The sequence below is a fragment of the Stenotrophomonas sp. YJH_SMC_4 genome (assembly GCF_059371575.1).
The window spans coordinates 558848-584270 of sequence record NZ_JCAFUR010000002.1; the positions used below are offsets into that span (position 1 = coordinate 558848).

The 25423-nt window shown below is 66.7% G+C and carries 24 protein-coding genes, 1 tRNA gene and 1 pseudogene; 16 read left to right on the forward strand and 10 right to left on the reverse strand.

All coding sequences use genetic code 11. The features are described 5' to 3' along the window. The first annotated feature begins 68 nt into the window (after positions 1-68). The 5 genes from AC5P9F_RS05985 (at position 69) to AC5P9F_RS06005 (ending at position 7495) form a co-directional block, all read left to right on the forward strand. Positions 69-1175 (forward strand): efflux RND transporter periplasmic adaptor subunit, encoded by a 1107-nt coding sequence (locus tag AC5P9F_RS05985; RefSeq protein WP_043034322.1) that lies wholly within the window; start codon positions 69-71, stop codon positions 1173-1175. Further along, entirely contained in the window at positions 1172-4297 is a 3126-nt protein-coding gene (locus tag AC5P9F_RS05990) for an efflux RND transporter permease subunit (RefSeq protein WP_099524694.1), read from the forward strand. Before AC5P9F_RS05985 ends, AC5P9F_RS05990 begins: the two co-directional genes overlap by 4 nt. Continuing rightward, positions 4290-4886: a GNAT family N-acetyltransferase gene (locus tag AC5P9F_RS05995; protein WP_099524696.1), complete on the forward strand. Its 597-nt coding sequence runs from the start codon at positions 4290-4292 to the stop codon at positions 4884-4886. Before AC5P9F_RS05990 ends, AC5P9F_RS05995 begins: the two co-directional genes overlap by 8 nt. Before the next feature lie 262 nt (positions 4887-5148). Continuing rightward, complete coding sequence (locus tag AC5P9F_RS06000) at positions 5149-6669, forward strand: alanine/glycine:cation symporter family protein (protein WP_099524698.1); 1521 nt, start codon at positions 5149-5151, stop codon at positions 6667-6669. Continuing rightward, positions 6662-7495, forward strand: a complete 834-nt coding sequence (locus AC5P9F_RS06005) for a TrmH family RNA methyltransferase (RefSeq protein ID WP_099524700.1) — start codon at positions 6662-6664, stop codon at positions 7493-7495. Before AC5P9F_RS06000 ends, AC5P9F_RS06005 begins: the two co-directional genes overlap by 8 nt. A gap of 161 nt (positions 7496-7656) precedes the next feature. Here AC5P9F_RS06005 and AC5P9F_RS06010 read toward each other — a convergent pair whose 3' ends face one another. The 4 genes from AC5P9F_RS06010 to AC5P9F_RS06025 all read right to left on the reverse strand — a co-directional run bounded on the left by AC5P9F_RS06010 (position 7657) and on the right by AC5P9F_RS06025 (position 10836). Continuing rightward, positions 7657-9078 carry a M28 family peptidase gene (locus AC5P9F_RS06010; protein ID WP_012481115.1) on the reverse strand — a complete coding sequence of 474 codons (1422 nt, stop codon included), beginning with the start codon at positions 9076-9078 and terminating at the stop codon, positions 7657-7659. Positions 9079-9303: 225 nt separating this feature from the next. Further along, entirely contained in the window at positions 9304-9708 is a 405-nt protein-coding gene (gene mscL, locus AC5P9F_RS06015; protein ID WP_014038282.1) for a large-conductance mechanosensitive channel protein MscL, read from the reverse strand. 54 nt (positions 9709-9762) lie between these two features. Then, entirely contained in the window at positions 9763-10479 is a 717-nt protein-coding gene (locus AC5P9F_RS06020; protein WP_087802752.1) for a fumarylacetoacetate hydrolase family protein, read from the reverse strand. Positions 10480-10554: 75 nt separating this feature from the next. Continuing rightward, the gene (locus tag AC5P9F_RS06025) at positions 10555-10836 is read right to left on the reverse strand and encodes a hypothetical protein (RefSeq protein WP_005410817.1); all 282 of its coding nucleotides are present in this window, start codon (positions 10834-10836) and stop codon (positions 10555-10557) included. A 178-nt stretch (positions 10837-11014) separates the two neighbouring features. On the opposite strand from AC5P9F_RS06025, the gene AC5P9F_RS06030 reads away from it, so the two are divergent. Further along, entirely contained in the window at positions 11015-11350 is a 336-nt protein-coding gene (locus AC5P9F_RS06030) for a Rieske (2Fe-2S) protein (protein ID WP_099524702.1), read from the forward strand. 381 nt (positions 11351-11731) lie between these two features. Here AC5P9F_RS06030 and AC5P9F_RS06035 read toward each other — a convergent pair whose 3' ends face one another. The 4 genes from AC5P9F_RS06035 to thiS all read right to left on the reverse strand — a co-directional run bounded on the left by AC5P9F_RS06035 (position 11732) and on the right by thiS (position 15487). Next, positions 11732-13579, reverse strand: a complete 1848-nt coding sequence (locus tag AC5P9F_RS06035; RefSeq protein WP_099561921.1) for an SLC13 family permease — start codon at positions 13577-13579, stop codon at positions 11732-11734. Between the two features lie 27 nt (positions 13580-13606). Continuing rightward, entirely contained in the window at positions 13607-14341 is a 735-nt protein-coding gene (trmB, locus tag AC5P9F_RS06040; protein WP_164173539.1) for a tRNA (guanosine(46)-N7)-methyltransferase TrmB, read from the reverse strand. After that, positions 14341-15135: a thiazole synthase gene (locus tag AC5P9F_RS06045; protein WP_005410813.1), complete on the reverse strand. Its 795-nt coding sequence runs from the start codon at positions 15133-15135 to the stop codon at positions 14341-14343. The genes trmB and AC5P9F_RS06045 overlap by 1 nt, the downstream gene beginning before the upstream one ends. A gap of 151 nt (positions 15136-15286) precedes the next feature. Then, a complete protein-coding gene (gene thiS, locus AC5P9F_RS06050) occupies positions 15287-15487 on the reverse strand; it encodes a sulfur carrier protein ThiS (protein WP_005410812.1) in 201 nt (66 codons plus the stop codon). Positions 15488-15693: 206 nt separating this feature from the next. Here thiS and AC5P9F_RS06055 point away from each other — a divergent pair, with 206 nt between their 5' ends. From AC5P9F_RS06055 to AC5P9F_RS06070, 4 genes are all read left to right on the forward strand, one after another. Continuing rightward, complete coding sequence (locus AC5P9F_RS06055) at positions 15694-17529, forward strand: autotransporter domain-containing esterase (protein ID WP_012481110.1); 1836 nt, start codon at positions 15694-15696, stop codon at positions 17527-17529. 115 nt (positions 17530-17644) lie between these two features. Continuing rightward, positions 17645-17718 (forward strand) — tRNA-Gly (locus AC5P9F_RS06060). A 307-nt stretch (positions 17719-18025) separates the two neighbouring features. Next, positions 18026-18430 (forward strand): DUF805 domain-containing protein, encoded by a 405-nt coding sequence (locus AC5P9F_RS06065; RefSeq protein WP_043034313.1) that lies wholly within the window; start codon positions 18026-18028, stop codon positions 18428-18430. Between the two features lie 74 nt (positions 18431-18504). Continuing rightward, positions 18505-19659: a hypothetical protein gene (locus tag AC5P9F_RS06070; RefSeq protein ID WP_308680639.1), complete on the forward strand. Its 1155-nt coding sequence runs from the start codon at positions 18505-18507 to the stop codon at positions 19657-19659. Here AC5P9F_RS06070 and AC5P9F_RS06075 read toward each other — a convergent pair whose 3' ends face one another. Next, positions 19660-20097, reverse strand: a complete 438-nt coding sequence (locus tag AC5P9F_RS06075) for an acyl-CoA thioesterase (RefSeq protein ID WP_197584507.1) — start codon at positions 20095-20097, stop codon at positions 19660-19662. Between the two features lie 128 nt (positions 20098-20225). Between AC5P9F_RS06075 and rimK the strand changes: the two genes are divergently transcribed. The 6 genes from rimK to AC5P9F_RS06105 all read left to right on the forward strand — a co-directional run bounded on the left by rimK (position 20226) and on the right by AC5P9F_RS06105 (position 25287). Further along, positions 20226-21104 carry a 30S ribosomal protein S6--L-glutamate ligase gene (gene rimK / locus AC5P9F_RS06080; protein WP_062605774.1) on the forward strand — a complete coding sequence of 293 codons (879 nt, stop codon included), beginning with the start codon at positions 20226-20228 and terminating at the stop codon, positions 21102-21104. A 246-nt stretch (positions 21105-21350) separates the two neighbouring features. Continuing rightward, on the forward strand, positions 21351-21827 hold the full coding sequence (locus tag AC5P9F_RS06085) for a hypothetical protein (protein ID WP_005410806.1): 477 nt from the start codon (positions 21351-21353) through the stop codon (positions 21825-21827). An 89-nt stretch (positions 21828-21916) separates the two neighbouring features. Then, positions 21917-22387, forward strand: a complete 471-nt coding sequence (locus AC5P9F_RS06090; RefSeq protein ID WP_005410805.1) for a hypothetical protein — start codon at positions 21917-21919, stop codon at positions 22385-22387. A gap of 8 nt (positions 22388-22395) precedes the next feature. Further along, entirely contained in the window at positions 22396-23073 is a 678-nt protein-coding gene (locus AC5P9F_RS06095; RefSeq protein ID WP_005410804.1) for a response regulator transcription factor, read from the forward strand. A 4-nt stretch (positions 23074-23077) separates the two neighbouring features. Then, positions 23078-24406, forward strand: a complete 1329-nt coding sequence (locus tag AC5P9F_RS06100) for a sensor histidine kinase (RefSeq protein WP_005410803.1) — start codon at positions 23078-23080, stop codon at positions 24404-24406. Between the two features lie 494 nt (positions 24407-24900). Next, positions 24901-25287: a hypothetical protein gene (locus tag AC5P9F_RS06105; RefSeq protein WP_005410802.1), complete on the forward strand. Its 387-nt coding sequence runs from the start codon at positions 24901-24903 to the stop codon at positions 25285-25287. 11 nt (positions 25288-25298) lie between these two features. On the opposite strand, the pseudogene AC5P9F_RS06110 reads toward AC5P9F_RS06105, so the two are convergent. Then, positions 25299-25423 (reverse strand): annotated as a pseudogene (locus tag AC5P9F_RS06110) (IS110 family transposase); the annotation flags it as partial.

Here is a 25423-nt window from a genome sequence, read left to right on the forward strand (position 1 = left end):
GCTTGGCACATACCGCTTTTGCGGGGCCTTGCCTACACTCGGCGGCCGTGGATCAATCAGGACCCTTCATGTTGGCTCGTATCGCTTCGACCCTGGCCCTTGGCCTCAGCTTGGCCGTGTTGGCCGGGTGCGCAGGCAAACAGGAGGCCGCCGCGCGTCGGCAGGGCGAAGCAGTGCCGGTCACGGCGCAGGTGGTGCAGCCCATGCAGTGGAACGACAGCCTGCAGGCGCTGGGCACGGCCAAGGCGCGCGAGTCGATCAGCGTCACCGCCAAGGTCAGCGAAATCGTCGAGAAGGTGCATTTCGAAAGCGGCCAGCACATCGCCGCCGGCGCACCGATCGTGACGCTGCGCGGGCAGGCCCAGGAAGCGGCGCTGGTGCAGGCGCAGGCCACCTTCCACGAGGCCGACCAGTTGTACAAGCGCCAGCGCGAGCTGGCCTCCCAGCGGCTGGTGTCCAGCGCCACGCTGGATACGCAGAAGTCGATCCGTGATGCCGCCGAGGCGCGCGTGATGCAGATGCAGGCCGACATCGGTGATCGCCGTGTGCGCGCACCGTTCGCCGGCGTGCTCGGCATCCGCCAGGTCAGCCCCGGCTCGCTGGTGACCCCGACCACGGTCATCGCTACGCTCGACGACATCGAGCACATGCACATCGATTTCCAGGTGCCGGAAGTGGAACTGGCCGCACTGGGCGTCGGTGACAAGGTCAGTGCCACCAGCGTGGCGTGGCCGGGCCGCACCTTCGAGGGCGTGGTCAGTACCATCGACGCACGCATCGACCCGGCGACCCGTGCGGTGACCGTGCGCGGCGATTTCGCCAACAGCGACCACGCGCTGCGCCCGGGCATGCTGCTGGACGTGCGCCTGTTCCGCCCCGAGCGCCCGGCGCTGGTGGTGCCGGAAATTGCCGTGGTGCAGGTGGGCCGCGACACGTTCGTGTACCGCATCAAGAGCGACGACAGCGTCGAGCGCGTGGACGTGGTGACCGGTGCGCGCCGTGCCGGCGTGGTTGAGATCAAGCAGGGCCTGGAAGCCGGCCAGCGCATCGTGGTCGATGGCACCGGCAAGCTGCGCCCGGGCCTGAAGGTCGCGGCCAAGGATGCGGCGCCGGCCAGCGGTGCCAAGCCGGCGGATGCACCGGCGCCGGTCGCGGCCGAGGGCCACGGCGGATGAAGCTGTCCGACATCTCCATCCAGCGGCCGGTGTTCGCCGTGGTGATGAGCCTGTTGCTGCTGGTGCTGGGCGTGATGTCCTTCACCCGCCTGACCCTGCGCGAACTGCCCGCCATCGATCCGCCGATCGTGTCGGTGTCGGTGGACTACACCGGCGCCTCGGCGGCGGTCATCGAAAGCCGCATCACCCAGGTGCTGGAAGATGCGCTGGCCGGCATCGAAGGCATCGATACGATCAATGCGCGCAGCACCAACGGCCGCTCGCAGGTCAGCATCGAGTTCACCTCCAACCGCGATATCGAAGCGGCGGCCAATGACGTGCGCGATGCGGTCAGCCGCGTCGCCGACCGCATGCCCGAAGAAGCGCGTCCGCCGGAAATCGCCAAGGTCGAGAGCGATGCCGACCCGATCATCTGGTTCAACATGGTCTCCTCGACCATGGACACGCTGGAGCTGAGCGACTACGCCGACCGCTACGTGGTCGATCGTTTCTCCAGCCTCGATGGCGTGGCCCAGGTCCGCATCGGTGGTCGCCAGCGCTATGCGATGCGCATCTGGCTGGACCGTGACCAGCTGGCCGCGCGCGGGCTGACCACTGGCGATGTGGAAACCGCACTGCGCAACGAGAACGTGGAATTGCCGGCCGGCCGCATCGAGTCGACCGACCGTGACTTCACCCTGCGCGTGGAGCGCAACTACATCAAGCCGGAAGACTTTGCGACCATCCCGCTGGGCAAGGGCCGCGACGGTTACGTGGTGCGCATGGGCGACGTGGCGAAGATCGAACTGGCTTCGGCCGAGCGTCGCGCGTACTACCGCAGCAACGGCGAGCCGGGCATCGGCCTGGGCATCGTCAAGACCTCCACTGCCAACTCGCTGGACGTGGCGCGTACCGCGCGCGCTGAAGCCGAGCGGGTGGCGCTGACCCTGCCCAAGGGCACGCAGATCTTCGTCGCCTTCGACAACACCACCTTCATCGAAGCGGCGGTGGATCGCGTCTACGCCACGCTGGTGGAAGCGATGATCCTGGTGCTGGCGGTGATCTGGCTGTTCCTTGGCAGTTTCCGCGCTGCGCTGATTCCGGCCGTGACCGTGCCGGTCTGCCTGGTCGCGGCGTTCATCGCGCTGTATGCGTTCGATTTCTCGATCAACCTGCTGACCCTGCTGGCCCTGGTGCTGTGCATCGGCCTGGTGGTGGACGATGCGATCGTGGTGGTGGAAAACGTGCAGCGCCGCATCGACCTGGGCGAGCCCCCGCTGGTGGCCTCCAAGCGCGGTACCACGCAGGTCGCCTTCGCGGTGATCGCCACTACCGCCGTGCTGGTGGCGGTGTTCCTGCCGGTCGGTTTCCTGGAAGGCAATACCGGCCGCCTGTTCCGCGAACTGGCGGTGGCGCTGGCGGCAGCGGTTGCGTTGTCCGCGTTCGTGGCGCTGACGCTGACGCCGATGATGGCCTCCAAACTGCTCAAGCCGCACACCGGGCAGGCACCGCGCGGCCTGCATGGCTTCGTCAACCGCAACCTGGAGCGCCTGGCCTCCGGCTATGGCCGGGTGCTCGACCATCACGTGGACCGCACCTGGATCTACCTGCTGGTGATGGTGGCCGCGCTGGCCGCCAGCTGGGGCCTGCTGAAACTGCTGCCGTCGGAGCTGGCGCCGGCCGAAGACCGCGGTTCGTTCCAGATCATGATCGACGGCCCGGAAGGCGCCGGCTACGACTACACCGTGCAGCAGGTACAGCAGGTGGAAGCGCTGCTGGCCCCGCACGTCGGCCCGGACAAGCCGATCGTGCGTGCCAACCCGCGCGTGCCCGGCGGTTGGGGCGCCAGCGAGGAAATGCACACCGGCCGCGTCAGCATCTTCCTGCAGCCGTGGCGCCAGCGCAGCGAGGCCACCCCGGATGTGGCCAACGCACTGCAGAAGGAACTCGATACCATGCGCGGCGTGCGCGTGCGTACCCAGGTCGGTGGCGGCCTGGTGCGCAGTGGCGGCCAGCCCTTCCAGATCGTGCTGGGCGGGCCGGAGTACGCGGAAATCGCCCAGTGGCGCGACCGCATCCTGCTGCGCATGGCCGACAATCCCGGCCTGGTCGGCCCGGATTCGGACTACAAGGAAACCCGGCCGCAGATGCGGGTGAACATCGACCGCCAGCGTGCGGCGGATCTCGGCGTGCCGGTCACCGCGATCGGTTCGGCGCTGGAAACCATGATGGGTTCGCGTCGCGTCACCACCTTCGTCGACAACGGCGAGGAGTACGACGTGCTGGTCCAGGCCGGTCGCGATGGCCGTGCCAGCCCGGCCGACCTGGCCGCGATCCGCGTGCGTGCCACCTCCGGCGAACTGGTGCCGCTGTCCAACCTGGTCACGCTCAGTGAAGTGGCCGAGGCGGGCACGCTGAACCGCTTCAACCGTCTGCGCTCGATCACCATCACCGCCGGCCTGGCGCCGGGCTATCCGTTGGGCGAGGCCATCGCCTGGGCGCAGAGCGTGGCCCGTGAGGAGCTGCCGCAGTACGCGCAGGTGAACTGGAAGGGCGAATCGCGCGAGTACCAGAGTGCCGGTGGCGCAGTGCTGCTGACCTTCGCCATGGCCCTGCTGGTGGTGTATCTGGTACTGGCCGCACAGTTCGAAAGCTTCATCCACCCGCTCACCATCATGCTGACCGTGCCGCTGGGCGTGCTCGGTGCCTTGGTCGGGTTGTGGGTGAGCGGCGGCACGGTGAACCTGTTCAGTCAGATCGGCATCGTCATGCTGGTCGGCCTGGCAGCGAAGAACGGCATCCTCATCGTCGAATTCGCCAACCAGCTGCGCGACGACGGAAGAACCGTGCGCGAGGCGATCATCGAATCGGCGATGGTGCGCCTGCGCCCGATCCTGATGACCTCGATCGCCACCGTGGTCGGCGCGATCCCGCTGGTGGTGGCCGGTGGCCCCGGCTCGGCCAGCCGTGGCACCATCGGCATCGTGATCATCTTCGGCGTGACCCTCTCGACGTTCCTGTCGCTGTTCGTGGTGCCGGCGTTCTACGCGCGGCTGGCCCCGTACACCCGCTCGCCGGAAGCGGTGAAGCGCGAGCTGGAGAAGCAGGAAGCCGAATCGCCCTCGGTGGGCGGGCATGCCTGACCGGCACGCCGACGGGGTCGAACCAGGGGTCGGACCCCTTTCCGGAACGGAAAGGGCTCTGACCCCGCCACTACAGGGAGAAGGTTTCCGACTGCGCCCCTGGCGCCCGGAAGACCTGGAATCCCTGCTGCGCCATGCCAACGACGCCGAGGTATCGCGCGGCCTGCGTGATCGCTTTCCGTACCCGTACACGCGCGAGGATGGCGAGGCCTTCCTCGCCGGCCGCGTGCTTGCCCCCGGAACCCTGAACCTGGCCATCGAGATCGACGGCCAGGCCTGCGGCAGCGTCGGTGCCCAGCAGGGCGTGGCCGAGCGTGGGCATACCGCCGAACTGGGTTACTGGCTGGGCCAGGCCTACTGGGGCCAGGGCGTGATGACCCGCGTGGTTGGCCTGTTCGCACCGTGGGTGATGGACGAACTGCGCCTGTTCAGGCTGCAGGCCGGGGTGGTCGACTTCAACCTCGGCTCGGCCCGTGTACTGGAGAAGAACGGCTTCCAGGAAGAGGGCGTGGAGCGCTGTGCGGTCTACAAGCGCGGGGTGCTGCACGACCTGCGCCGCTTTGCCCGGGTGCGCACCCAACTGCCCTGAGCAGCCGGGGAGGGGGAGGGGTAGAGTCGACTGTCAGTCGACTATCGCGCGCAGCGCGGGCTCTTCTGCGACCGGGGCCAACGGCAGTGGACCAACAGTCGACTCTACCGGGCATCATGGCGTCAGCGCAGCCATCCCACCCACCCATCCCGCAGCCCCCATTGATCCGGCGCTACCGCAGCGGCCTTCGATCAGGGAGAATCGACCGGTCCCCTCCAGCCGACGGGACGTCCTTACAACCCGCCGACTGGAGAGAGCGCGCGTGGAAGCTACCGTACATTTCATCAACAGCATCATCTGGAGCAAGGCGCTGATCTTCATGTGCCTGGCCGCCGGCCTGTTCTTCAGCCTGCGCACGCGCTTCATGCAGATCCGCGGCTTCCTCGAGATGTGCCGCCTCACCGTCAAGGGTGAGAAATCCGACGCCGGCGTGTCCTCGTTCCAGGCCCTGGCCATGTCGATGGCCGGCCGCATGGGCATCGGCAACATCGCCGGCGTGGCCACCGCCATCGCCTTCGGCGGCCCCGGTGCGATCTTCTGGATGTGGGTGATGGGCTTCCTCGGCGCGTCCACCTCGTACGTGGAATGCACCCTGGCGCAGATCTACAAGACCAAGGACGCCGAAGGCCGCTACCGCGGTGGCCCGGCCTACTACATCGAAAAGGCCATGGGCCTGAAGTGGTACGCGCTGGCCTTCGCCATCGCCACGATCATCGCCGCCGGCTTCCTGATGCCGGGCGTGCAGGCCAACGCGATCGCCGACAGCATCATCAACGCCTGCCGCGGCACCGCGCTGTGCGGGCCGCTCGATGGCCAGGCCTTCGGCATGGAATCGGTGCAGGCGCTGAAGCTGGGCATCGGCATCGTGGTCGCGCTGCTGCTGGGCGTGGTGATCTTCGGCGGCGTCAAGCGCATCGCCAACTTCGCCGAAGTGGTGGTGCCGTTCATGGCCGCCGGCTTCATCCTGATGGCCATCATCATCATGATCATCAACTACGACCGCGTGCCGGAGATGTTCAACATCATCTTCAGCAGCGCCTTCGGCACCCACGCCGCGTTCGGCGCGATGATGGGCCTGGCAGTGGAGTGGGGCATCAAGCGCGGCATCTACGCCAACGAAGCCGGCCAGGGTTCGGGCCCGCATGCAGCGGCCGCCTCGGAAGTCTCGCACCCGGCCAAGCAGGGCTACGTGCAGGCCTTCGCCATCTACTTCGACACCATGATGGTGTGCACCGCCACCGCCTTCCTGATCCTGGCCAGCGGCACCTACAACGTGTACTCGCCCGCAGGTGCCGGCGCCGCGCCGATCTTCCAGGGCCTGGCCGGCATTCCGGAAGGCGCGGGCTATGCCCAGGCCGGTGTGGAAGCCGTGCTGCCGGGCTGGGGTTCGGCGTTCGTGTCCATCGCCATCTTCTTCTTCGCCTTCACCACCATCATGGCGTACTACTACATGGCCGAGACCAACCTCAGCTATGTGAACCACAACAGGAAGCGCCCGCTGACCGTGCTGGTGCTGCGCCTGGGCATCATCGGCATGGTGGTGTTCGGCGCGTTCCATAATGCGACCTTGGCCTGGGCGCTGGGTGACATCGGCGTCGGCCTGATGGCCTGGCTGAACATCATTGCCATCCTCATCATCCAGAAGCCGGCCATGCTCGCCCTGCGTGATTACGAACGACAGAAGAAGCTCGGCCTCGATCCAATCTTCGACCCCGATGCCCTGGGCATCAAGAACGCCGATTTCTGGCGTCAACGCAAGCTGGAGTTGTCCCGTAGTGAATGATCCCTGGAAGAATGCCCGCCGCCCGTCGTCGCGACCGCCGCGGGCCACTCCGCTGCCACCGCGTGAGGGCGGCACCCCGCCACCGCCGGGGCGCGGCAACGACGAACTGCGCCTGTATGGCTGGAACGCCGTACAGGCCCTGTTCGCCAATCGCCCGCAGGCGCTGCGCAAGCTGTACCTGGTGGACGCGCTGATTCCGCGCATGCAGCCGGTGCTGAAGTGGTGCGTGGCCAACCGCGTGGGCTATCGCGTGGTGGAGGAAGGCGATCTCAACAAGCTGGCTGCCACGACCCATCACGAAGGCCTGGTGGCCGACGTGCTGCGTGCGCCGGTCGTGCCGCTGGCGCAGTGGCTGGCCGATCTGGAGCAGGGCCCGGTGCTGGCGTTGTGGCTGGATGGTGTCGGCAACCCGCACAACTTCGGCGCGATCCTGCGCTCGGCCGCGCATTTCGGCGTCAAGGCGCTGCTGCTGCCGGCCGGCAGCACGCTGGCGCTGTCCGGTGCTGCCGCACGCGTGGCCGAAGGCGGGGCGGAGTCGGTGCCGCTGGTGCAGCTGCCGGAGACTGCAGAGGCGATGGCGCAGCTGCGCAGTGCCGGTTTCGGCCTGGCCGCAACCCTGGTCGAGGGCGGTGACGACGTGTTCCGCGCGTCGCTGCCGTCGCGCCTTGTGTACGTGATGGGCGCTGAAGGCGAGGGCATGGACCGCGGCCTGGCCAGCGAATGCGACATGCGGGTCTCGATTCCCGGCAGCGGCGCGGTGGAGAGCCTGAACGTGGCCTCGGCCACGGCCGTGCTGCTGGCGCAGTGGGCAAGTCGCCGCGGGTGATCCCGTATCCGGGGTCGCATGATCGGGGTCGGATCCCTCGCCGAAGGCGAGGGCTCTGACCCTGCCGGGTTCCTGATTCAGGACCCGCCTTGGTGGGTGCGAACCTTGGTTCGCACCGCTCCTGCCGTTGCGCTCGCCGGGCATGGCCCGGCACTACCGCATCACTCGTTCGGAGGCGTGGTCGCCTTGGCTTCGCTGCCGAAACTACCATCGGCTTCCGCCGCCAGGTACGCGAACACCGTATACGCGGCCACGTTCTGCGCCAGCGCCTTCGGGTCGATCTTGTCCAGGGTGTCGTCGGCGGTGTGGTGCAGGTGGAAGTAGTCCGAGCCGTCCTGCGCCAGCCACGCCCACGCACCGCCCTTGGCGGCCAGCGGGCCGACGTCCGGGCCCGGGCCACCCTTGTCGGCCTGGTACTCGATGCCCAGCGGCTTCATTACTTCGGCAATCTGCTTCGTCGCTTCACGTGAGCCTTCCGGATTCGGTGAACCGGTATTGAAGGCGTAGATGCGGCCTGCGCCGAAGTCGCTCTCGGCGGCCAGCTGGTGCAGGGCCACGTCCTTGGCGTGTGCCTCGGCATAGGCCTTGCCGCCGTAGAGGCCCTGTTCCTCGTTGGCGAAGGCGATCACGCGGATGGTGCGCTTCGGTGCCTGCTTGAGCTGGCCGATCAGGTGGCCGGCGGCCATGGTGATGCCCACGCCCGCGCCGTCATCGACCGCGCCGGTGCCCAGGTCCCACGAATCCAGGTGACCACCGATCACCACCACTTCCTTCGGCAGGCTGCGGCCGGTGATCTCGCCGATCACGTTGTACGAGGTCGCCGTACCATCCCAGCCACAGTCCAGTGCCACCTTCACCGTGGTGCTGCCACGGGCCAGCAGGCGCGCCAGCTGGTCGGCATCGGGCACCGACAGCGCCGCCGATGGCACCGGGGTCAGGCCGTCATCGAAACGGGTGATACCGGTGTGCGGCACGCGGTGCGAGTCGGTACCGGCCGAGCGCATCAGGAAGCCGACCGCGCCCTTGCGGATCGCTTCGGACGGGCCCTTGCTGCGGATCGCGCCGCCACGGCCATAGTCGCGGCCATCGCGGAACGGCAGCATCTGGTAATCGACGAAGGCGATCTTGCCCTTCAGCGAACCGGCCGGTGCGGCTTGCAGTGCGGCCAAGTCGGCAAAGCGGACCACTTCGGCTTCCACGGTGCCGCCCGGGCTGCCGCCCAGTGCCGTGATCTGCAGCGGCTGCGGGTTCCTGCCGGTTACGGCGGCGTGTTCGCTGCGGCGCTCCCACTTCGGAAAGGTCACCGGTTCCTTCCACACCTTGTCGAAGCCCAGTGCCTTGAACTTGGCTTCGGCCCAGGCCACGGCGCGGGCGTCGGCCTCGCTGCCGGCGATGCGCGGGCCGATTTCGGTGGTGAGCGATTCGACCACCTTCCAGCCGGTGTCATCGGCCAGCGCCTGGTCGCGCAGCTGCGCGGCGGTGGCCAGCGACGCCGGGGGCAGGGTGGTGGTATGCGGCGCCGCGAAGGCCGGGGCGGCCAGCAGGGCGAGGGAGGATGCGATGGCAAGGACGCGGCGACGCATGGACAACTCCGGGAAGGGACCTAAGCCTTGGAGCTTAACAGTCGTTCAGCCCGGCGCATGGGCGGGAGGTCATGGCTGGCGCGAACACTGTTTTCCGCCATGTCCGGCAAAGCGAAAGCCCCGCCGGAGCGGGGCTTTCGCGCAGCTGCGGTAGTGCCGGCCGCTGGCCGGCTTCCGCATGTTCCGATGTTGCCGGCCAGCGGCCGGCACTACCGTTCTGCCGCCTTATTTCTTCAGGCTGTCGCGGATCTCGCGCAGCAGCACCACTTCCTCGGCCGGTGCGGCCGGTGCAGCCTCCTGCTTGCGCGAGAGGCGGTTGATCGCCTTGACCACGATGAAGATGGCGAAGGCCACGATCACGAACTGGATGATGGTATTGATGAAGTCGCCGTAGCCAACCACCACGGCCGGAATCTCCTTGCCATCCGGACCCAGGTGGGCCGGCGACAGGGTCCAGGCCAGGCTGGAGAAGTCCACGCGGCCGATCAGGTAGCCCAGCGGCGGCATGATGATCTTCTCGACCAGCGCCGTCACGATCTTGCCGAAGGCCGCGCCGATCACCACGCCGACGGCGAGGTCGATGACGTTGCCGCGCATCGCGAATTCCTTGAACTCGGTGAGCATTCCCATTGTTGTTTTTCTCCGGTGGGGAAGTGGACAGCGCGCAGGGTAGCGCAGGTAATGTCAGCCGGCGATCACGCCGTGGCGCTCGGCCACATTTTCCAGGCGCGCGCTGAAGCGGTCGCCGGGCTTCAGTGCAGCCACGCCGGACGGGGTGCCCATGAACACCAGGTCGCCGGCACGCAGCTGCCACAGCTTGGACAGCTCGTGCAGGATCTCCGGCACGTTCCAGATCATCTGGTCCAGCAGCGCCTGCTGGCGCACCTCGCCGTTGACCTCCAGCGACAGGTTGAGCGCGGCCAGGTCGCCGACCTCTTCGGCGTGGACGATTTCGCTGATCGGCGCGGAGGCATCGAAGCCCTTTGCGGCATCCCACGGGTGGCCCTTGTCCTTGGCCGCAGCCTGCAGGTCGCGGCGGGTCAGGTCCAGGCCGACGGCGTAGCCGTAGACCAGTGCTTCGGCATCGGCCACGGCCAGTTCGCCTGCGGGCGCATCACGGCCGATCGCCACCACCAGCTCCACTTCGTGGTGCAGGTTGGCGGTCGCCGGCGGGTAGGGGATGGCATCGTCGTGGCCGACCACGATCGCATCGGCCGGCTTGCTGAAGAACATCGGGCGGCCGCGGTCATCGGCTGCCGGCACCGCCGCGCCCATCTCGCGGGCGTGGTCGGCGAAGTTGCGGCCGACGCAGTAGATGCGGTGCACGGGGAAACTGCCACCGCCCACCACCGGTACACGCGGCAGGGCTATGGCAGGGATCACATCGGAGACATCGGACATGCGGGCATCCAGGAAGGGCATGCCCGCAGTCTAGAACGCATGGCGCCCGCCGTCAGCGGGCGCGCAGGAGGTGGATCAGCGCGAGGCCGGCAACACCGGCTTGCGTACCACGCGGTACTCGCCTTCGACCACGGTCGGGTCGACCGGACGGGCAACACCCGGCTTGCGCGAGGCCAGCAGCTTCCACGCCAGGCCCACCAGGATCATCGCCGCACCGACGAACACGCCGATGAACACCATCGCGGCCAGGATCGCCAGGCCAAGCAGGCCCACGGCAACGCGCACCAGCGGATGGCGCGGCTTGCGCGGCGCGAACAGGGTGCGGAACTGGTTGAAGGCGGATGCGCGATTGAACATGGCGGCTCGATAGGCTGGGATCAGCGAAACCAGAGTATCGGGACGCGCCACTGTCATTGAGTGAAAAACTCGTTAAATATAGCCTGTGCTTATTACGGATCAATGACTTGTGTTCATGTCGCAGCCAGTCACCTGAGTGGGCGTGCGACAATGCGGGTTTACTGTCCGAGTCTTCGCCATGACTGCCTCTGCCGCCCTGATCGCCCTTGATGCCATTGCCGATGGCGCGTTTGCCGAGGTCGAAGCGGTGGTTGATGGCGATGCCGAATCGCTGGTGCTGTACCGCGACGGTGCGCAGGTGCGTGCGTTCCTGAACATCTGCCCGCACGCCGGCCGCCGGCTGGACTGGGCGCCCGGCCAGTTCCTGAAGAGCCGTGAAGGCCACCTGGTCTGCGCCGCGCATGGAGCCTCGTTCGCGCTGGACAGCGGCGACTGCATCGCCGGCCCCTGCAAGGGCGACCGCCTGCGCGCGGTGCCGGTGGACGTGCGCGACGGGCAGGTTTACCTGGCTTGAGGCAACCGGTGTGCGAACCAAGGTTCGCACCCACAGGCTCAATGGGTATCCACATCAATGGGTATCCAGAGATTCATCCACGCATGGCGTGGATCTACGGTGTCGACCAAGTCGACAGCTACCAGAGCGAGATCGGTGCCGACCAACGGTCGGCACCCACCACCAGCCTCGTGAAACTGTCGAAGGCGGGGTGGGTCCGGTTGCGGGGGTGTCCGCGGCATGGATGCCGCGGCCAAGCCCCCACGGACGGGTTTACGGCGTCCCCCGCAACCGGACCCACCCCGCCATCCCACGGAATGCACGCTTTTGCCGTTGATGTTGCCGGCCAGCGGCCGGCACTACCGGGGTGCAGGGCCCAGCCCTGCCAACAAACCCCAACCCTCAGAACATCAGGTTGATCATCAACACCACCACGCAGGTGTAGATCAGCGACAGCGGTCCGCCGACCCGCCACATCTCGCGCGGGGTGTAGTTGGCCGGGCCGGTGATCATCGAGATCACCGGGTTGGAGGCCGTCATCAGATTGTTGGACGCCGACAGCGCCACAATCAGCGCGAACGCGGTCGGGTTGCCGCCCGCCGCCAGTGCCAGGTTCACCGCGATCGGCACCATCACGATGGTCGCGCCCACATGGCTGATCACCAGCGAGAACGCCGTGGTCAGCAGCGCCAGCGCCACCTCCAGCACCCACACCGGGATGCCGGTGGGCAGCTTGTCGATGGTGTGGCCGGCCACCCATGCCGCCGCACCACTGGAGTCCATCGCCCAGCCGAGCGGAATCAGCCCGGCCATCATGAACACCGTCTTCCAGTTGATCGAGGCATAGGCCTCGTCCATGCGCAGCACGCCGGTCAGCAGCATGCCGGCCACGCCGGTCATCAGCGTCAGCGCCACCGGCAGCTTGCTGGTCAGCGCGATCAGGATGGTCAACGCGAAGATCGCCATGGCGATCTTGAACTTGTGCGGGCGTTGTTCGCCGGTCGGGTAGTCGGTCACCACCACGAAGTCGCGGCTCTTGGCCGCCTGTGCCAGGTCGGTCCAGATGCTGTGGAAGACCAGCATGTCGCCGGCGCGCAACTGCACGTCGCGCACGTCCTCGCGGATCACCTGCTTGTCGCGGTTGATCGCCAGCAGGCTGATGCCGCGCTCCTTGCGCAGGCGCAGGTCGGCCGCGCTCTTGCCGATCACGTTCGAGGTCGGCGGTACCACCGCCTCGGAAATACCGGCGCGGCTCGGGTTGAACAGGTCACCCAGGTGCTTCAGGCGCGAAGACATGCGCAGGAACTGGTTCTGCGCGAAGTCGTTGATCTGCTCGCGCGGACCCATTGCGCCGAGCACGCTGCCCACCCAGATGCGCATCTCCGCCGGCGGCGCCAGGCGGGTGTCGTTGCCGGTCTTCAGGGCCAGCAGCAGCGGGGCATCGTGCAGGTTCTCGGCCTCGCCCAGGGTCATGCCCACCAGCGGGCTTTCGGCACTGACCACCAGCTCGAACACATCGCCTTCGATGCCATAGGTCTTGGCAAAGTAGCTCTCGGTGCGCGCCGGGGTGACCCCGTCGTTGACCAGGTTCTCTTCCTCGATCAGCTTGCGGTCGCCGTAGTAGCGGAAGTACAGCAGTGACGCAATCAGCAGCGCCACGCCGATCGGCAGCGGCGCGAACATGCGCAGCGGCTCGATGGTGGCCAGGCCCGAGGGCAGGTTGTTGTTGGCCGAGGCCAGCAGGTCGTTCAGCAGGATCAGCGGTGAATTGCCGACCATGGTCAGCGCACCGCCCATCACGATCGCCGCCGAAATCGGCAGCAGCAGGCGCTGCAGGGTCAGGCCGGTGCGCGCTGCCAGTCGCGAAGCCACCGGCAGGTACAGCGCCATCACCGACGGGTTCTGCATGAAGGACGAGTTCAGGCCGGCAATGGCCGTGGTCATCATCAGCAACCGCTGCTCGACGCCATGACCGCGTCGCAGCAGCCACGCGGCCAGCCGGTTCAGCGCCCCGGTGCGGTCCAGGCCGGCACCGAGGATGGTGGTGGCGATGATGCTCATCACCGCGTTACCGGAGAAGCCGCCGAAGATTTCCTCCGGCGCGATCAGCCCGGTGACACCGAGCACCACCAGCACCACCAGCGCGACCACGTCGGCGCGGATGCGCTCGAACAGGAACATCGCCATCGTGAAGCCGACCAGCCCGAGCACGAGCTTCATGTCGTTGGTCAGCGTCAGCGCGGTATCCATGTGGGGCGCGGCGTCCTCAGGCGATCGTCAGGTGCGGTCGTACAGCAGGTCCCAGACGCCATGGCCGAGCTTCTGGCCGCGGGTCTCGAAGTGGGTCTGCGGGCGCCAGTCCGGGCGCGGCACGCTGCCACGCGGGCCGGCACGGTTGACCAGGCCGGCGGTGGCATCGAGCACGTCCCACATCTGCTCGGCGTAGTCCTCCCAGTCGGTGGCACAGTGCAGGCGGCCGCCCGGGCGCAGCTTGCGCACCAGCAGTTCGGCGAACGCCGGCTGCAGCAGGCGGCGCTTGTTGTGGCGCTTCTTGTGCCACGGGTCCGGGAAGTAGATGCGCACTTCATCGAGCGCGCCATCGGCGATCTCGTTCTGCAGCACTTCCACCGCGTCGTGGTGGTACAGGCGCACGTGGTCGGCATTGTCGTCGGCCAGCGCGTTCAGCAGCCGGCCCACGCCCGGGGCGTGCACTTCGATGCCGATGTAATCGCGTGACGGGTCGTGCTGGGCGGCGAAGCGCAGCGCGGCACCGTTGCCGAAGCCGATTTCCAGCACCTTGTGTGCCCGGCGGCCGAAGGTGGCGTCCAGGTCACGCGGTTGGCCGGTGTAGTCGAGGCCGAAGCGCGGCCAGCGTTCGTCGAACGCGCGCTGCTGGGCGGGGGTGAAGCGGCCTTGGCGCAACACGAAGCTGCGCACCTCGCGGCGGCCCTCGCTTACGGTGAAGGGCTTGGGCGGAGCCTTGGAACCGGCGCTGTCGAAAGGATTGGTCATCAGCCGATCAGCCCATCCACCGGGGAGGAGGCGCTGGCGTAGCGCTTGCGCGGGATGCGCCCGGCCAGGAAGGCCTCGCGGCCGGCCTCGACCGCCTTGCGCATGGCACTGGCCATCAGCACCGGGTGGCGCGCACCGGCAATGGCCGTGTTCATCAGCACGCCGTCGCAGCCCAGCTCCATCGCAATCGCGGCATCCGACGCGGTACCGACGCCGGCGTCGACGATGATCGGCACCTTGGCGTCTTCGATGATCTGCAGCAGGTTGTACTTGTTCTGGATGCCCAGGCCCGAACCGATCGGCGCGGCCAGCGGCATCACTGCGGCGCACCCGATTTCTTCCAGGCGCTTGGCCAGGATCGGATCGTCAGAGGTGTAGACCATCACCTCGAAGCCGTCCTTGACCAGCTGCTCGGCAGCCTTGAGGGTCTGCACCACGTCCGGGTACAGCGACTTCTGGTCGCCCAGCACTTCCAGCTTGGTCAGGTTATGGCCGTCCAGCAGCTCACGGGCCAGGCGGCAGGTGCGCACGGCGTCTTCGGCGGTGTAGCAGCCGGCGGTGTTGGGCAGGATGGTGTAGCGCTCCGGCGGCAGCACGTCGAGCAGGTTCGGCTCGCCCGGGTTCTGCCCGATGTTGGTGCGGCGGATCGCCACGGTGACGATCTGGGCGCCCGCGGCCTCGGTGGCCAGGCGGGTTTCTTCCAGATCCTTGAACTTGCCGGTGCCGGTCAGCAGCCGCGAGCCATAGGTCTTGCCGGCGATCACCAGCGAATCGGGGGAGACATGAACGTTCATGGCGCGATTATCGCCTATCCGCCTGAAGATGGGATCACGCAAGGCGGTGCTGTCCGCAGGAGGGCGAGGGTAGTGCCGGCCGCTGGCCGGCACATGCAGGGTGCCTGACAGCGTCGGATTGCCGGCCAGCGGCCGGCACCACCCGGAGGTCTCAGCCCCCGCCCAACGCGTGCACGATCTCCACCACGTCGCCTTCGGCCAGGACGTGCTCGCCGTGGCGGCTGCGGCTGACGATCTCGCCGTTGACCTCGACCGCCACCCGGCGCTGCAGCAACTGTTCGGCCTCGAGCAGGTCGTGGAGGGTTGCCGAAGCGGGCAGGGCGCGGGGTTCGCCATTGAGCTGGATGTTCATCCGTGCATTGTCGCCGATAGCCCGCCGGGATCGGAACACTTGCAAATTGAACGGGGCGCCAGCTCCGGCACAGCAGGTTTCCCGGCGATCGGGCGACAATCCATGCGGCGGCGCAGCGTGAGCAAAACGCGGCGCAGTGAAACCATTCACCGTGCGCCGGCGTACGTCCGCCGGGTCCTCAACGATATCCCCACAGGAGTTTTTTCATGCTGCTCAGCAAACGCCCGATCCGCACCCTGATGGCGGCCGCGATCGCGCTGGCCGCGCTTCCGGCCATGGCAGGCGAATCCCCGTATTCCAAGGCCGTGTTCTTCGGCGACAGCCTGACCGATGCCGGCTATTTCCGCCCGCTGCTGCCGGCCGATGTGCGTCCGGTGACCGGCCAGTTCACCACCAACCCGGGCTGGGTGTGGTCGCAGCAGGTCGCCAACTACTATGGCCTCAATGGCGCCGCCAATGGCAACGGCCAGAACGGTGACAATTACGCGGTCGGTGGTGCCCGCGTTGGCGTGGACGTGCCGAGCGCAATGGGGACTATCCCCTCGCTGAAGTCGCAGGCGGCCCGTTATCTGGCCGCCAACGGCGGCAAGGCTGACGGCAATGTCCTGTACACGGTGTGGGGCGGCGCCAATGACCTGTTCGCCGCCGCAGCTGCGCCGGCGCAGGCACAGGCCATCATCGGCGCCGCCGTCACCGACCAGATCGCTCTGGTGGGTGCGCTGAAGCAGGCCGGTGCGCAGTACGTGCTGGTGCCGAACCTGCCGAACGTCGGCCTGACTCCGGCCTTCCGCGGCCCGAACGCGGCCACCGCCACCGCGCTGTCAGCCGGCTACAACAAGGCTCTTTATGGTGGCCTGAAGCAGGCCGGCATCGAGTTCATCCCGCTCGATACCTTCACCGTGCTGGGCGAAGTCGCCGCCAATCCGGCCATGTACGGCTTCACCAACGTCACCAGCACCGCCTGCAAGATCGATCCGGCCAATTCGACCCAGAGCATCCTGACCTGCAATCCGACCAGCTACGTCAGCCCGGATGCGGCCAACACCTATCTGTTCGCCGATGGCGTGCATCCGACCACGGCGGGCCACCAGCTGCTGGGCCAATACGCGGTCTCGGTGCTGGAAGCCCCGCGCCTGCAGCAGGTGCTGAGCCACTCGGCACAGACCATCGGTCGTTCGCGTGCCGATCAGGTCAGCATGCACCTGGGCGGTCGTCCGGCCGACGGCCTGTCCTGGTGGGGCGGCGTCCGCGGTGACCTGCAGCGCTACGACCACGCGGATCTGTACGACGGCCTGGCGCCGGCCGGCCTGTTCGGCATCGACTGGGCGCGCGACGGCATGGTGGTCGGCGGCTTCGCCGGCTTCGGCCGCCTCAACGCCGACTTCGGCAACAGCCGTGGCGATTTCACCCAGAAGGACACCACCGCCGGTCTGTTCGCCGGCTGGTACGGCGATCGCATCTGGGTGAACGGCCAGGTCAGCTACACCTGGCTGTCGTATGACGTGAACCGCAAGGTCCAGCTCGGCCCGGCCACCCGCGAACACGGTGGTTCGCCGGACGGCAGCAACCTGACCGCCGCCTTGAACGCCGGTTACGAGTTCGGCACCGAAGGCGGCTTCCGCCACGGCCCGATCGCTTCGGTGATCTGGCAGAAGGTGAAGATCGATGGTTACACCGAAAGCGCTGCGGCAGGCACCCTGGCCACCGCGCTGGGCTACGACCGCCAGAACGTTGATTCGACCGTTGGTCGCATCGGTTGGCAGGCCCGCTTCGATGGCGGCACCCTCAAGCCGTACGCGCAGCTGACCTACGACCATGAGTTCGAAGACACCAAGCAGGGCAGCGCGTGGCTGCAGACCCTGCCGGAACTGGGCAGCTACCGTGTGCCGGGCCTGAAGTTCGACAAGGACTACGCGACCGTCGTGCTGGGCGCCCGCACCGAACTGTTCGGGCTGCAGAGCAACTTCGGCCTGAGCGCTTCGGCCGGGCAGAAGCGTGCCCAGGACGCAACGCTGTTCGCCAACTTCAGCGGCACCTTCTAAGCAGAAACCAGGCGGGGTCGGCCCTCTCGGCAACGAGAGGGCTTTGACCCCCGGCCTGATGCGATGGGCACCATTGCGCAACACGGGGCCCAGCGCATAGACTTCCCACCGCAACGCGGGCGTAGCTCAATGGTAGAGCTGTAGCTTCCCAAGCTACTGACGTGGGTTCGATTCCCATCGCCCGCTCCATGTCTCCAGCGGTCTGCATCAGGCAGACGCTCCGCGATATCCGCACCCCGCTTTTCCGCGCATGGATCCCGGTCGAGATGCCCGGTGAATGCCAGGGCTGGACGTCGCTTCGCAAACATCCCTTGGCCGGATCGGTCGTGTCCGAATGCATCCTTGCGCAGAGCCTGCAGGACAGGAACTGCCCTGCTGCAGCTGCTGCTGTGGCCTCCCGGGCCCGGTCGAGCTGCGGGGTTCAGTTGATGCTTGGCTTCGCAATGCTAGAAGATCGTCAGCTGTTGACGCCCAACATCCATTGCCCGGAGCGTGAATGATCGCTGCACTTGTGCCCATCAGGCGATGCTTTGATTTTTCCGGACGATCCGACCGGCGGGAGTTCTGGTCGTATTCGCTGCTGGCCGGGTTCGTGATGGCGGTGAGCTACAGCGTGATGGATCGCGGTTACTGGCTGGTCGGGTACCTGTCATTGGATTGGGAAACGTCCGAGAGCCTGTGGAAGGTGGGATGGGTCATGACCGTCTGCGCTGTCTTCGTCTTCCTGCCTCCGATGCTGGCCCTGACCGTGAGGAGATTGCACGATATCGACGAGTCAGGCTGGTACACCGTGATCGCGTTCATTCCCTTGGGGGTGTTCGTCCTCTTTCCGGTCATGCTGCTTCCCGGGAGCGAGGAAGAGAATCGATTTGGCGCAGTTCCAGGAGCGCAGGATGCTTGAACCGGCATCGGCCGCAATCGATCGGATCCGCCTTGAAGACGTGGACAGTTCGCTGGGGCGCCTCTCTCATCCGCATGTCCCTTGATCGAACCGCCCTGCGGCGCTACACCCAGTGGTTGCCGTTCCTGGCCCTGGTCGCCGTCTGTGTGGCCTGGTGGTCGCCTCTGGGAGTGATTGCCGGCCTTGCCGTGTGCCTTGCGTTGGGGAGCGCGCTGCAGCGAATCGATCTGGTCGGCAATGCCGTGGGCGGTTCACGACTGCGCTCGCGATCGATGAAGCCCTTTGCCGAACGGCCGCCCGGACATGATGTGCTGTTGGATTGGGGCGAGCTGGGCATGGGCGGACCGGCGTACAGCACGCAGATGCTGCGCGATGGCGCCATCGTCGAAGGCGTATCCACTGGAGGCAGTCGTGATGCCAGTGGTGAATGGCAGGACCTACCGGGAGGCGCGCTGCGCCTGGCCAGCGGGTATGTTGATCGATGCGAAGCAGTGATCGTCTACGACGAGCGCCAAAAGACGGTGCAGGTGCTTGCGGCTGATCCCGGCCAGTTCCGGCAGCAGCTGGGCGAGCGCCTGCAGACCGATGGGGAGGCGGGGGCGGCGTCGTGGCTGCGCAGCCAGTCCGGCGGCGTGACCCAGCTGCATTCCTGCCGAGGCCTATGGTTGGAGCACGGACATCCGGCGCTGGCCGCCGGATTGCCGCGGGAGCTGAGGCACGTCCTGCCTGATGCCCGGGTGCTGCGCGCGGTCCCGCTGCTTCCCGATGATCTGCGCGTGACTGCGCATCCGGCCCTGTTCGCGTGCATCTGCCCGTATGCCCTTTACCTTGACGAGACCTCCAGTGGTCGCCATGCCTGTGATCTGGAGACCGTGATCGCGAGCCCGTCGGGACGCTGCCTGGTGGTGGCCGGCAGTGTGCTTGATGAGAACCTGCGACCCATCGAGGGCGTGTGGCTTGTCTGCTGGCAGGGTCGTTGGCAAGCCTTTGCCCGTCATGCGATGGGGGGCTTCGGCAAGGCCCGGAGCATGGCCTGGATCAATGTGATCGATGCTGACGATGACGGCACACTGCAGTGCGAAGCCTATGAGGAACGCTGGGAGTTCGATGCCGTCCATCGATACCCCGCGCGCAACACAGCCTTGGAGCTGCCTGTGGAATGGCGGGAAACCGGGTTGGCGCTGCGCGCCCGGGATGGGCGCTTCAGGCTGCGCCTTCCCTCGCGCTGATCAGGCCTCGGCGGCGCACGCGCTCGTTTCCCGCAGCGACTGTGCATATTCCTCGGTGAACAGCCCCGACAACGCCTGGCGCTGCTCCGCATCGATCTCGCGCGAGGCGTTGGCCGTGTAGTCGAAATGAACCATCACGCAGCGCCCGCTGGCTACCAGGGCCTCGAACTGGAACGCCTGTTGCACGATCGACAGCGAGGAGCGGCCAATGCTCTCGATCCGGGTCTCGATGCGCACTTCGTGTCCCGCCTGTATCTGCTGCAGGAAGTCGATCTCGTAGCGGCGCAGGATCAGTGCCAGGTCGCGCATGCTGGCCTCGCGGCTGAAATGCCGGAAGATCTCCTGGCGGCCTTCCTCGAACCAGACGGGCAGGGCGGTGTTGGTGACGTGGCCGAGTACATCCACTTCGGAGAAGCGCGGGAATACGGTGATCGACATCGGGTTTCCTTGCGGTCTGGCCTGCCCCGCAGTGTGCCGCCTGCGCCTGAGCAAGCCACGCCGCAGGGCATCATCCGCCCGCCACACGCCCGCGCTATGCTGCGCGCCTGCCGCCCGATCCTGCCGCGATGAAGCTCGCCATCCTGTCCCGCAACAGTTCCCTGTATTCCACCCGCCGGCTGGTCGAGGCGGCGCGCGCGCGCGGCCACACCGTGCGCATCCTCGATCCGCTGCGCTGCTACATGCGCATTGCCGCCGATGGCTTTTCGATGCATTACAAGGGCCGGCCGATGACCGGCGTGGACATGGTCATCCCGCGCATCGGTGCCTCGATCACCCGCTATGGCACGGCCGTGCTGCGCCAGTTCGAACTGATGGGTGCACGCACCCCGAATCCGTCCGACGCGATCCTGCGCTCGCGCGACAAGCTGCGCGCACACCAGCTGCTGGCGGCCAAGGGCATCGACATGCCGGTTACTGTGTTCGGCGACAACCCCGACGACACCGTCGACCTGTTGTCCATGCTGGGCCCACCGCCGCATGTGGTGAAGCTCAACGAGGGTACCCAGGGGCGCGGCGTGATCCTTACCGAGAAGGCCAGCGCCTCGCGCGGCATTGTCGAAGCCCTGCGCGGGTTGTACGCCAATTTCCTGATGCAGGAATTCATCGGCGAGGCCAAGGGCGCAGACCTGCGCTGCTTCGTGGTCGGTGACCAGGTGGTTGCCTCGATGCAGCGGCAGGCGCCGGAAGGTGACTTCCGCTCCAACCTGCATGCCGGGGGTACGGCGGTGGCGGCCAAGGCCAGCCGTGCCGAGCAGCAGGTGGCGGTGCGGTCGGCCAAGGCACTGGGACTGTCGGTGTGCGGGGTGGACCTGATCCGCTCCGCGCGCGGCCCGCTGGTGCTGGAGGTCAATTCAACGCCGGGGCTGGAAGGGATCGAGGCTGCGTGCGGGGTGGACGTGGCCACGCGCATCATCGAGCACGTCGAGAGGCTTAAAAAACCCTGATTATTCAGCGGCTTGAGATTCTCACGGGCGGATGAGGCCGGCTTTAACAAGCCTTTAATCGGCCCGCGCGTAGGCTTCAGCGAACCGCAGCTCTGCCTCTCAGCAGGATCGGTATCGGGATACAACTTCAGACCCAGGCGGGGGCACCGCCTGGGTCTTTTTTATGCCTGCCCGCTGTCCCTTGTGGAGGTGGCGTGACGGCCGTAGAGTGGCCCCCATCGTTCCTGGATGGATCGGAGGCTGGCGATGTACCGCATCACGATGATCGCGTTGTTGCTGGGCCTGGCCGGATCTGCTGCGGCCAAGCCGGAGAAATCCGTTGTGCAGATGGACCGGCAGTCGCCGGTGGCCGAGCAGGTGCGCCAGGTCGAAAAAGCCCTGGATGATGGCGATTACAGCGAGATTTCCGCTGATGACCGCAGCACCGTGCGCGAAGCGCTGGCCCGGATCACCGCGCGGATGGGCGGCCACCAGAGCGTGCAGGAACTGCCGCCGCAGGTGCAGGGGGAGGTCTTCAACGACCAGGAGCGGATCAATACCCTGCTCACCCGCGCCCACGAGGACAGCCGGCAGATCTGCCAGCACACGCGCAGTACCGGCAGCAACATGCCCAAAAGCCGCTGCCTGACAGTGGCCGAACGCCGCCGGATCGAGGAAAAGGGCAAGGCGCTGTTGAACGACCAGCGCACCTTCAACAACTTCAACCCTGCCAGCTCGCGATAGGGCTTCCGCTGCCCCGACCATTGGCACTTGCTGGCGTGAAGGGGGTGCGAATAGAGTCGGGATTCGCCACAGACAAGGATTTGTTTGCCATGAAACAGGCTTTGATGTCGGCCGTCCTGTTGTCAGGACTCGCCCTGGTCAGTACCGCATCGGCATCCAGGGGCAAGGACGTGTTCGTGCCCGGCCAGCCGCTGCAGCAGCAGATCGCGCGTATCGAGGTGGAGCTCAAGGACGGCGAAACCTATTCGGAACTCAAGCAGGACGAGCGCACCCGCGTCAACGACGCCCTGGCACGCATGCGCGCAGCGGTGGAGCAGTACCCGGCACGCGATTCCATGCCTGAACCGGTGCAAACCCAGGTCTTCAACGATCAGCAGGTCGTGAACACGGTTTTGACACAGGCGCGTGAAGATAGTCGTCTAATATGCCAACGTGAAAAGCCCATCGGTTCCAACCGGACCACGACGCAGTGCATGACCGTTGCCGAGCGCGCTCGGCAGAAGGAACGGGCACAGCAGGACATGAGGCAGGTCATGCGCGCCGGCAGTACAGTCAATTAGAGGTGACAGTGAGAATCCTGGTAATCGAAGACAACAGCGACATTGCGGCCAACCTGGGCGACTATCTGGAGGACCGGGGGCATACGGTGGACTTCGCGGCTGACGGGGTCACCGGCCTGCATCTGGCTGTGGTGCACGAGTTCGACGCGATCGTGCTGGATCTCAACCTGCCAGGCATGGACGGCATCGAAGTCTGCCGCAAGCTGCGCAATGAAGCGCGCAAGCAGACCCCGGTGCTGATGCTGACGGCCCGCGATTCGCTGGACAACAAGCTGGCCGGCTTCGATTCCGGTGCCGATGACTACCTGATCAAGCCGTTCGCGCTGCAGGAAGTGGAAGTGCGTCTGAACGCCCTGTCGCGCCGCGGCAAGGGCGTGCAGACCCGCGTGCTGGAAACCGGCGACCTGGAATACAACCTGGATACGCTGGAAGTGCGCCGCCAGGGCAAGCTGCTGCAGCTCAACCCCACTGCGCTGAAGATCCTGCAGGCGCTGATGGAAGCGGCACCGGCGGTGGTGACCCGCCAGGAGCTGGAAACCCGCGTGTGGGGCGAGGAACTGCCCGACTCGGATTCGCTGCGCGTGCATATCCATGGCCTGCGTGCGGTGGTCGACAAGCCGTTTGAAGTGCCGCTGATCCAGACCCGCCATGGCATCGGATACCGCATCGCCACCCCGGAAGCCTGATTCCGTGGCAGCCAAGGGGGAGCGCCGGCGCACGCCATACCGGCGGCGCCTGCGCAGCCGCATCATCGTCTCGTTCGTGTTGTTGGGCTTCTGCCTGACGACACTGTTCGCGTTCGCCACCAACTGGGCCCGCATGCGGGTGGAAAACCAGTTGGTGGAAGACGTGATCAACCACAACATCGAAGAGTATGCGCGGCGCTTCTACGAGCATCCGGGGCGCAATCCGGCAGTGCCCGTGCAGCAGATCCGGGCGTACGCCTACTCGGCTGACAAGTTCGACAAGGCCCGCGAGTCGTGGCCGCAGTGGGCCGACCTGCAGAACGGCAATTACAACCTCAGTGGCACCGACGAGCAGGGGCAGCCGTATGCCTACAAGCTTGCGGTACGCAAGGCCGACGACGCCTGGTTCTTCCTCGCCTATGACATGACCGACAGCGTGCGCGGCGGCAAGCAGCTCAACCGCGCGCTGGTGTTGTCGGTGCTGGTGTTCAGCGTGCTGTCGCTGGTGCTGGGCTGGTGGTCGGCGTCGAAGGTGATGAAGCCGGTGTCGGACCTGGCCGCGCGGCTGCGTGCGTACCGTGGCGGTACCAGTGAGCCCGAGCCCTTGGCGCCGCGCTTTCCCGATGACGAGGTGGGGCAGCTGGCACAGGCGCTGGACGACTATTCCTCGCGGCTGACCGAAGTGGTGCAGCGCGATCGCGAGTTCAATGCAGACGTCAGCCATGAACTGCGCACGCCGCTGGCAGTGATCCGCGGTGCCACCGAGCTGCTGCTGACCCGGCCCGGCCTGGACGAGAAGGTGCTGCAGCGCCTGCAGCGTATCCAGCGTGCCGAGCAGCAGTGCAGCGACCTGATCGGCGCACTGCTGCTGCTGTCGCGCAACGAGCGCGGGCAGGGCACCAGCAACGTGGCCCGCGTGGCCGAGCAGCTGCTGGATGCGCACCGCGCGCAGCTGGGTGGCAAGCCGCTGGAGCTGCTGCTGGAAGGCGAGCGCAACCTGGTGATCGATGCACCCGAGGCGGCGCTGTCGGTGGCGCTGGGCAACCTGATCGGCAACGCGGTGAAGTACTCACAGGATGGCGAAGTACGCGTCTTCGTGGGCGCCAATTCGGTGTCGGTGACCGACAGCGGCCCGGGCCTGAGCGAGGAAGACGCGGCCAAGCTGTTCCAGCGTGGCTACCGCGGCACGCACGCCGGTCATTCGCAGGGCGGCGGCATCGGCCTGTCGATCGTCAGCCGTCTGTGCGACCTGTACGGCTGGCAGGTGAGCGTGCGCCCCGGTGGCGAGCGTGGCGTGATCGCCACCCTGACGTTCTCGCCGAAGCCGTTGTAAGCAGCCCTGCTTTGGTGGGTGCCGACCTTGGTCGGCACGGACCCTGCCGACCTTGCATCACGCCCTGTGTCGCTTGTGACACTGAATCCTCTGCACGCGGACATTGCATCACAGGCCCGACACGACACCACCGTGATCGCTGCCGCGTCCTGCGCGTGTTCCAATGCACGCATTCGCAAGCCCGCGCCGCACTTGGGAATTTCCTTACAGATTGCCGTGCGCGGCGATGGCCTGATGACCTGGCCGGGGCAGGTGCCTTGGCCGGGATTGGCGTCCTGAAAAAAACCAACAAATCAAAAGCTCCGGATGTGCTCTAGCTCATCATGGAAAATGCATCGTCTGCCCTCGTTTTGGCGGACGGTGCGTGGGGATTCGCCAGAATCCGCTGGAGTCTTTTTCCTTCGCTTTTGAGTTGTTGGGTCTCCGGTACGCCAACCCGCACCGTCCGCCACCTTGCATCTGCAGGTGGCCTGCCGTCTGCGAGGAGCTTCATCATGTCCACCCGCCCGCTGTTCCCCCAGTTGCACGCCCTGATCGGCGATGCCGCCCACCTGCTGCCTGCCGACGTCGCCGAGCGGGTCGAAGTTCTGCTGGATGACCCCAGGGACCTGCTGCCCGCCCTGCTGGCGCGCATGGATGGCCGCGACGCCGCCGACGGCCAGCGGCTGGATGTGCAGGGTGCCAGCCCGGCGCAGGCCGCCACGATGGCTGGTCTCAGCCGCACGCTTGCCGGCCTGAATACCCTGATCCAGCTGCTGCACGCTGCCGAAATCGCGCGGGAGCAGGGTGGCGCCCGCCAGCAGCTCAATCCCGATGTGGTCGACGGCCTGCTGTTGGGCGCCCGCGAACTGGCCCGCTACGCCCGCCAGCAGCTGGAGTAGCAACTGTCTTGTCAGGGGCAGCCGAGGGCCACCTCGGCGTCTCGCTTACGGGCGTTGAGGATCACCAGCATTTTGCGCATGACCGCCACGAGCGCCACCTTGCTCGCTTTGCCCTTGGCCTTCAGGCCAGCGTAAA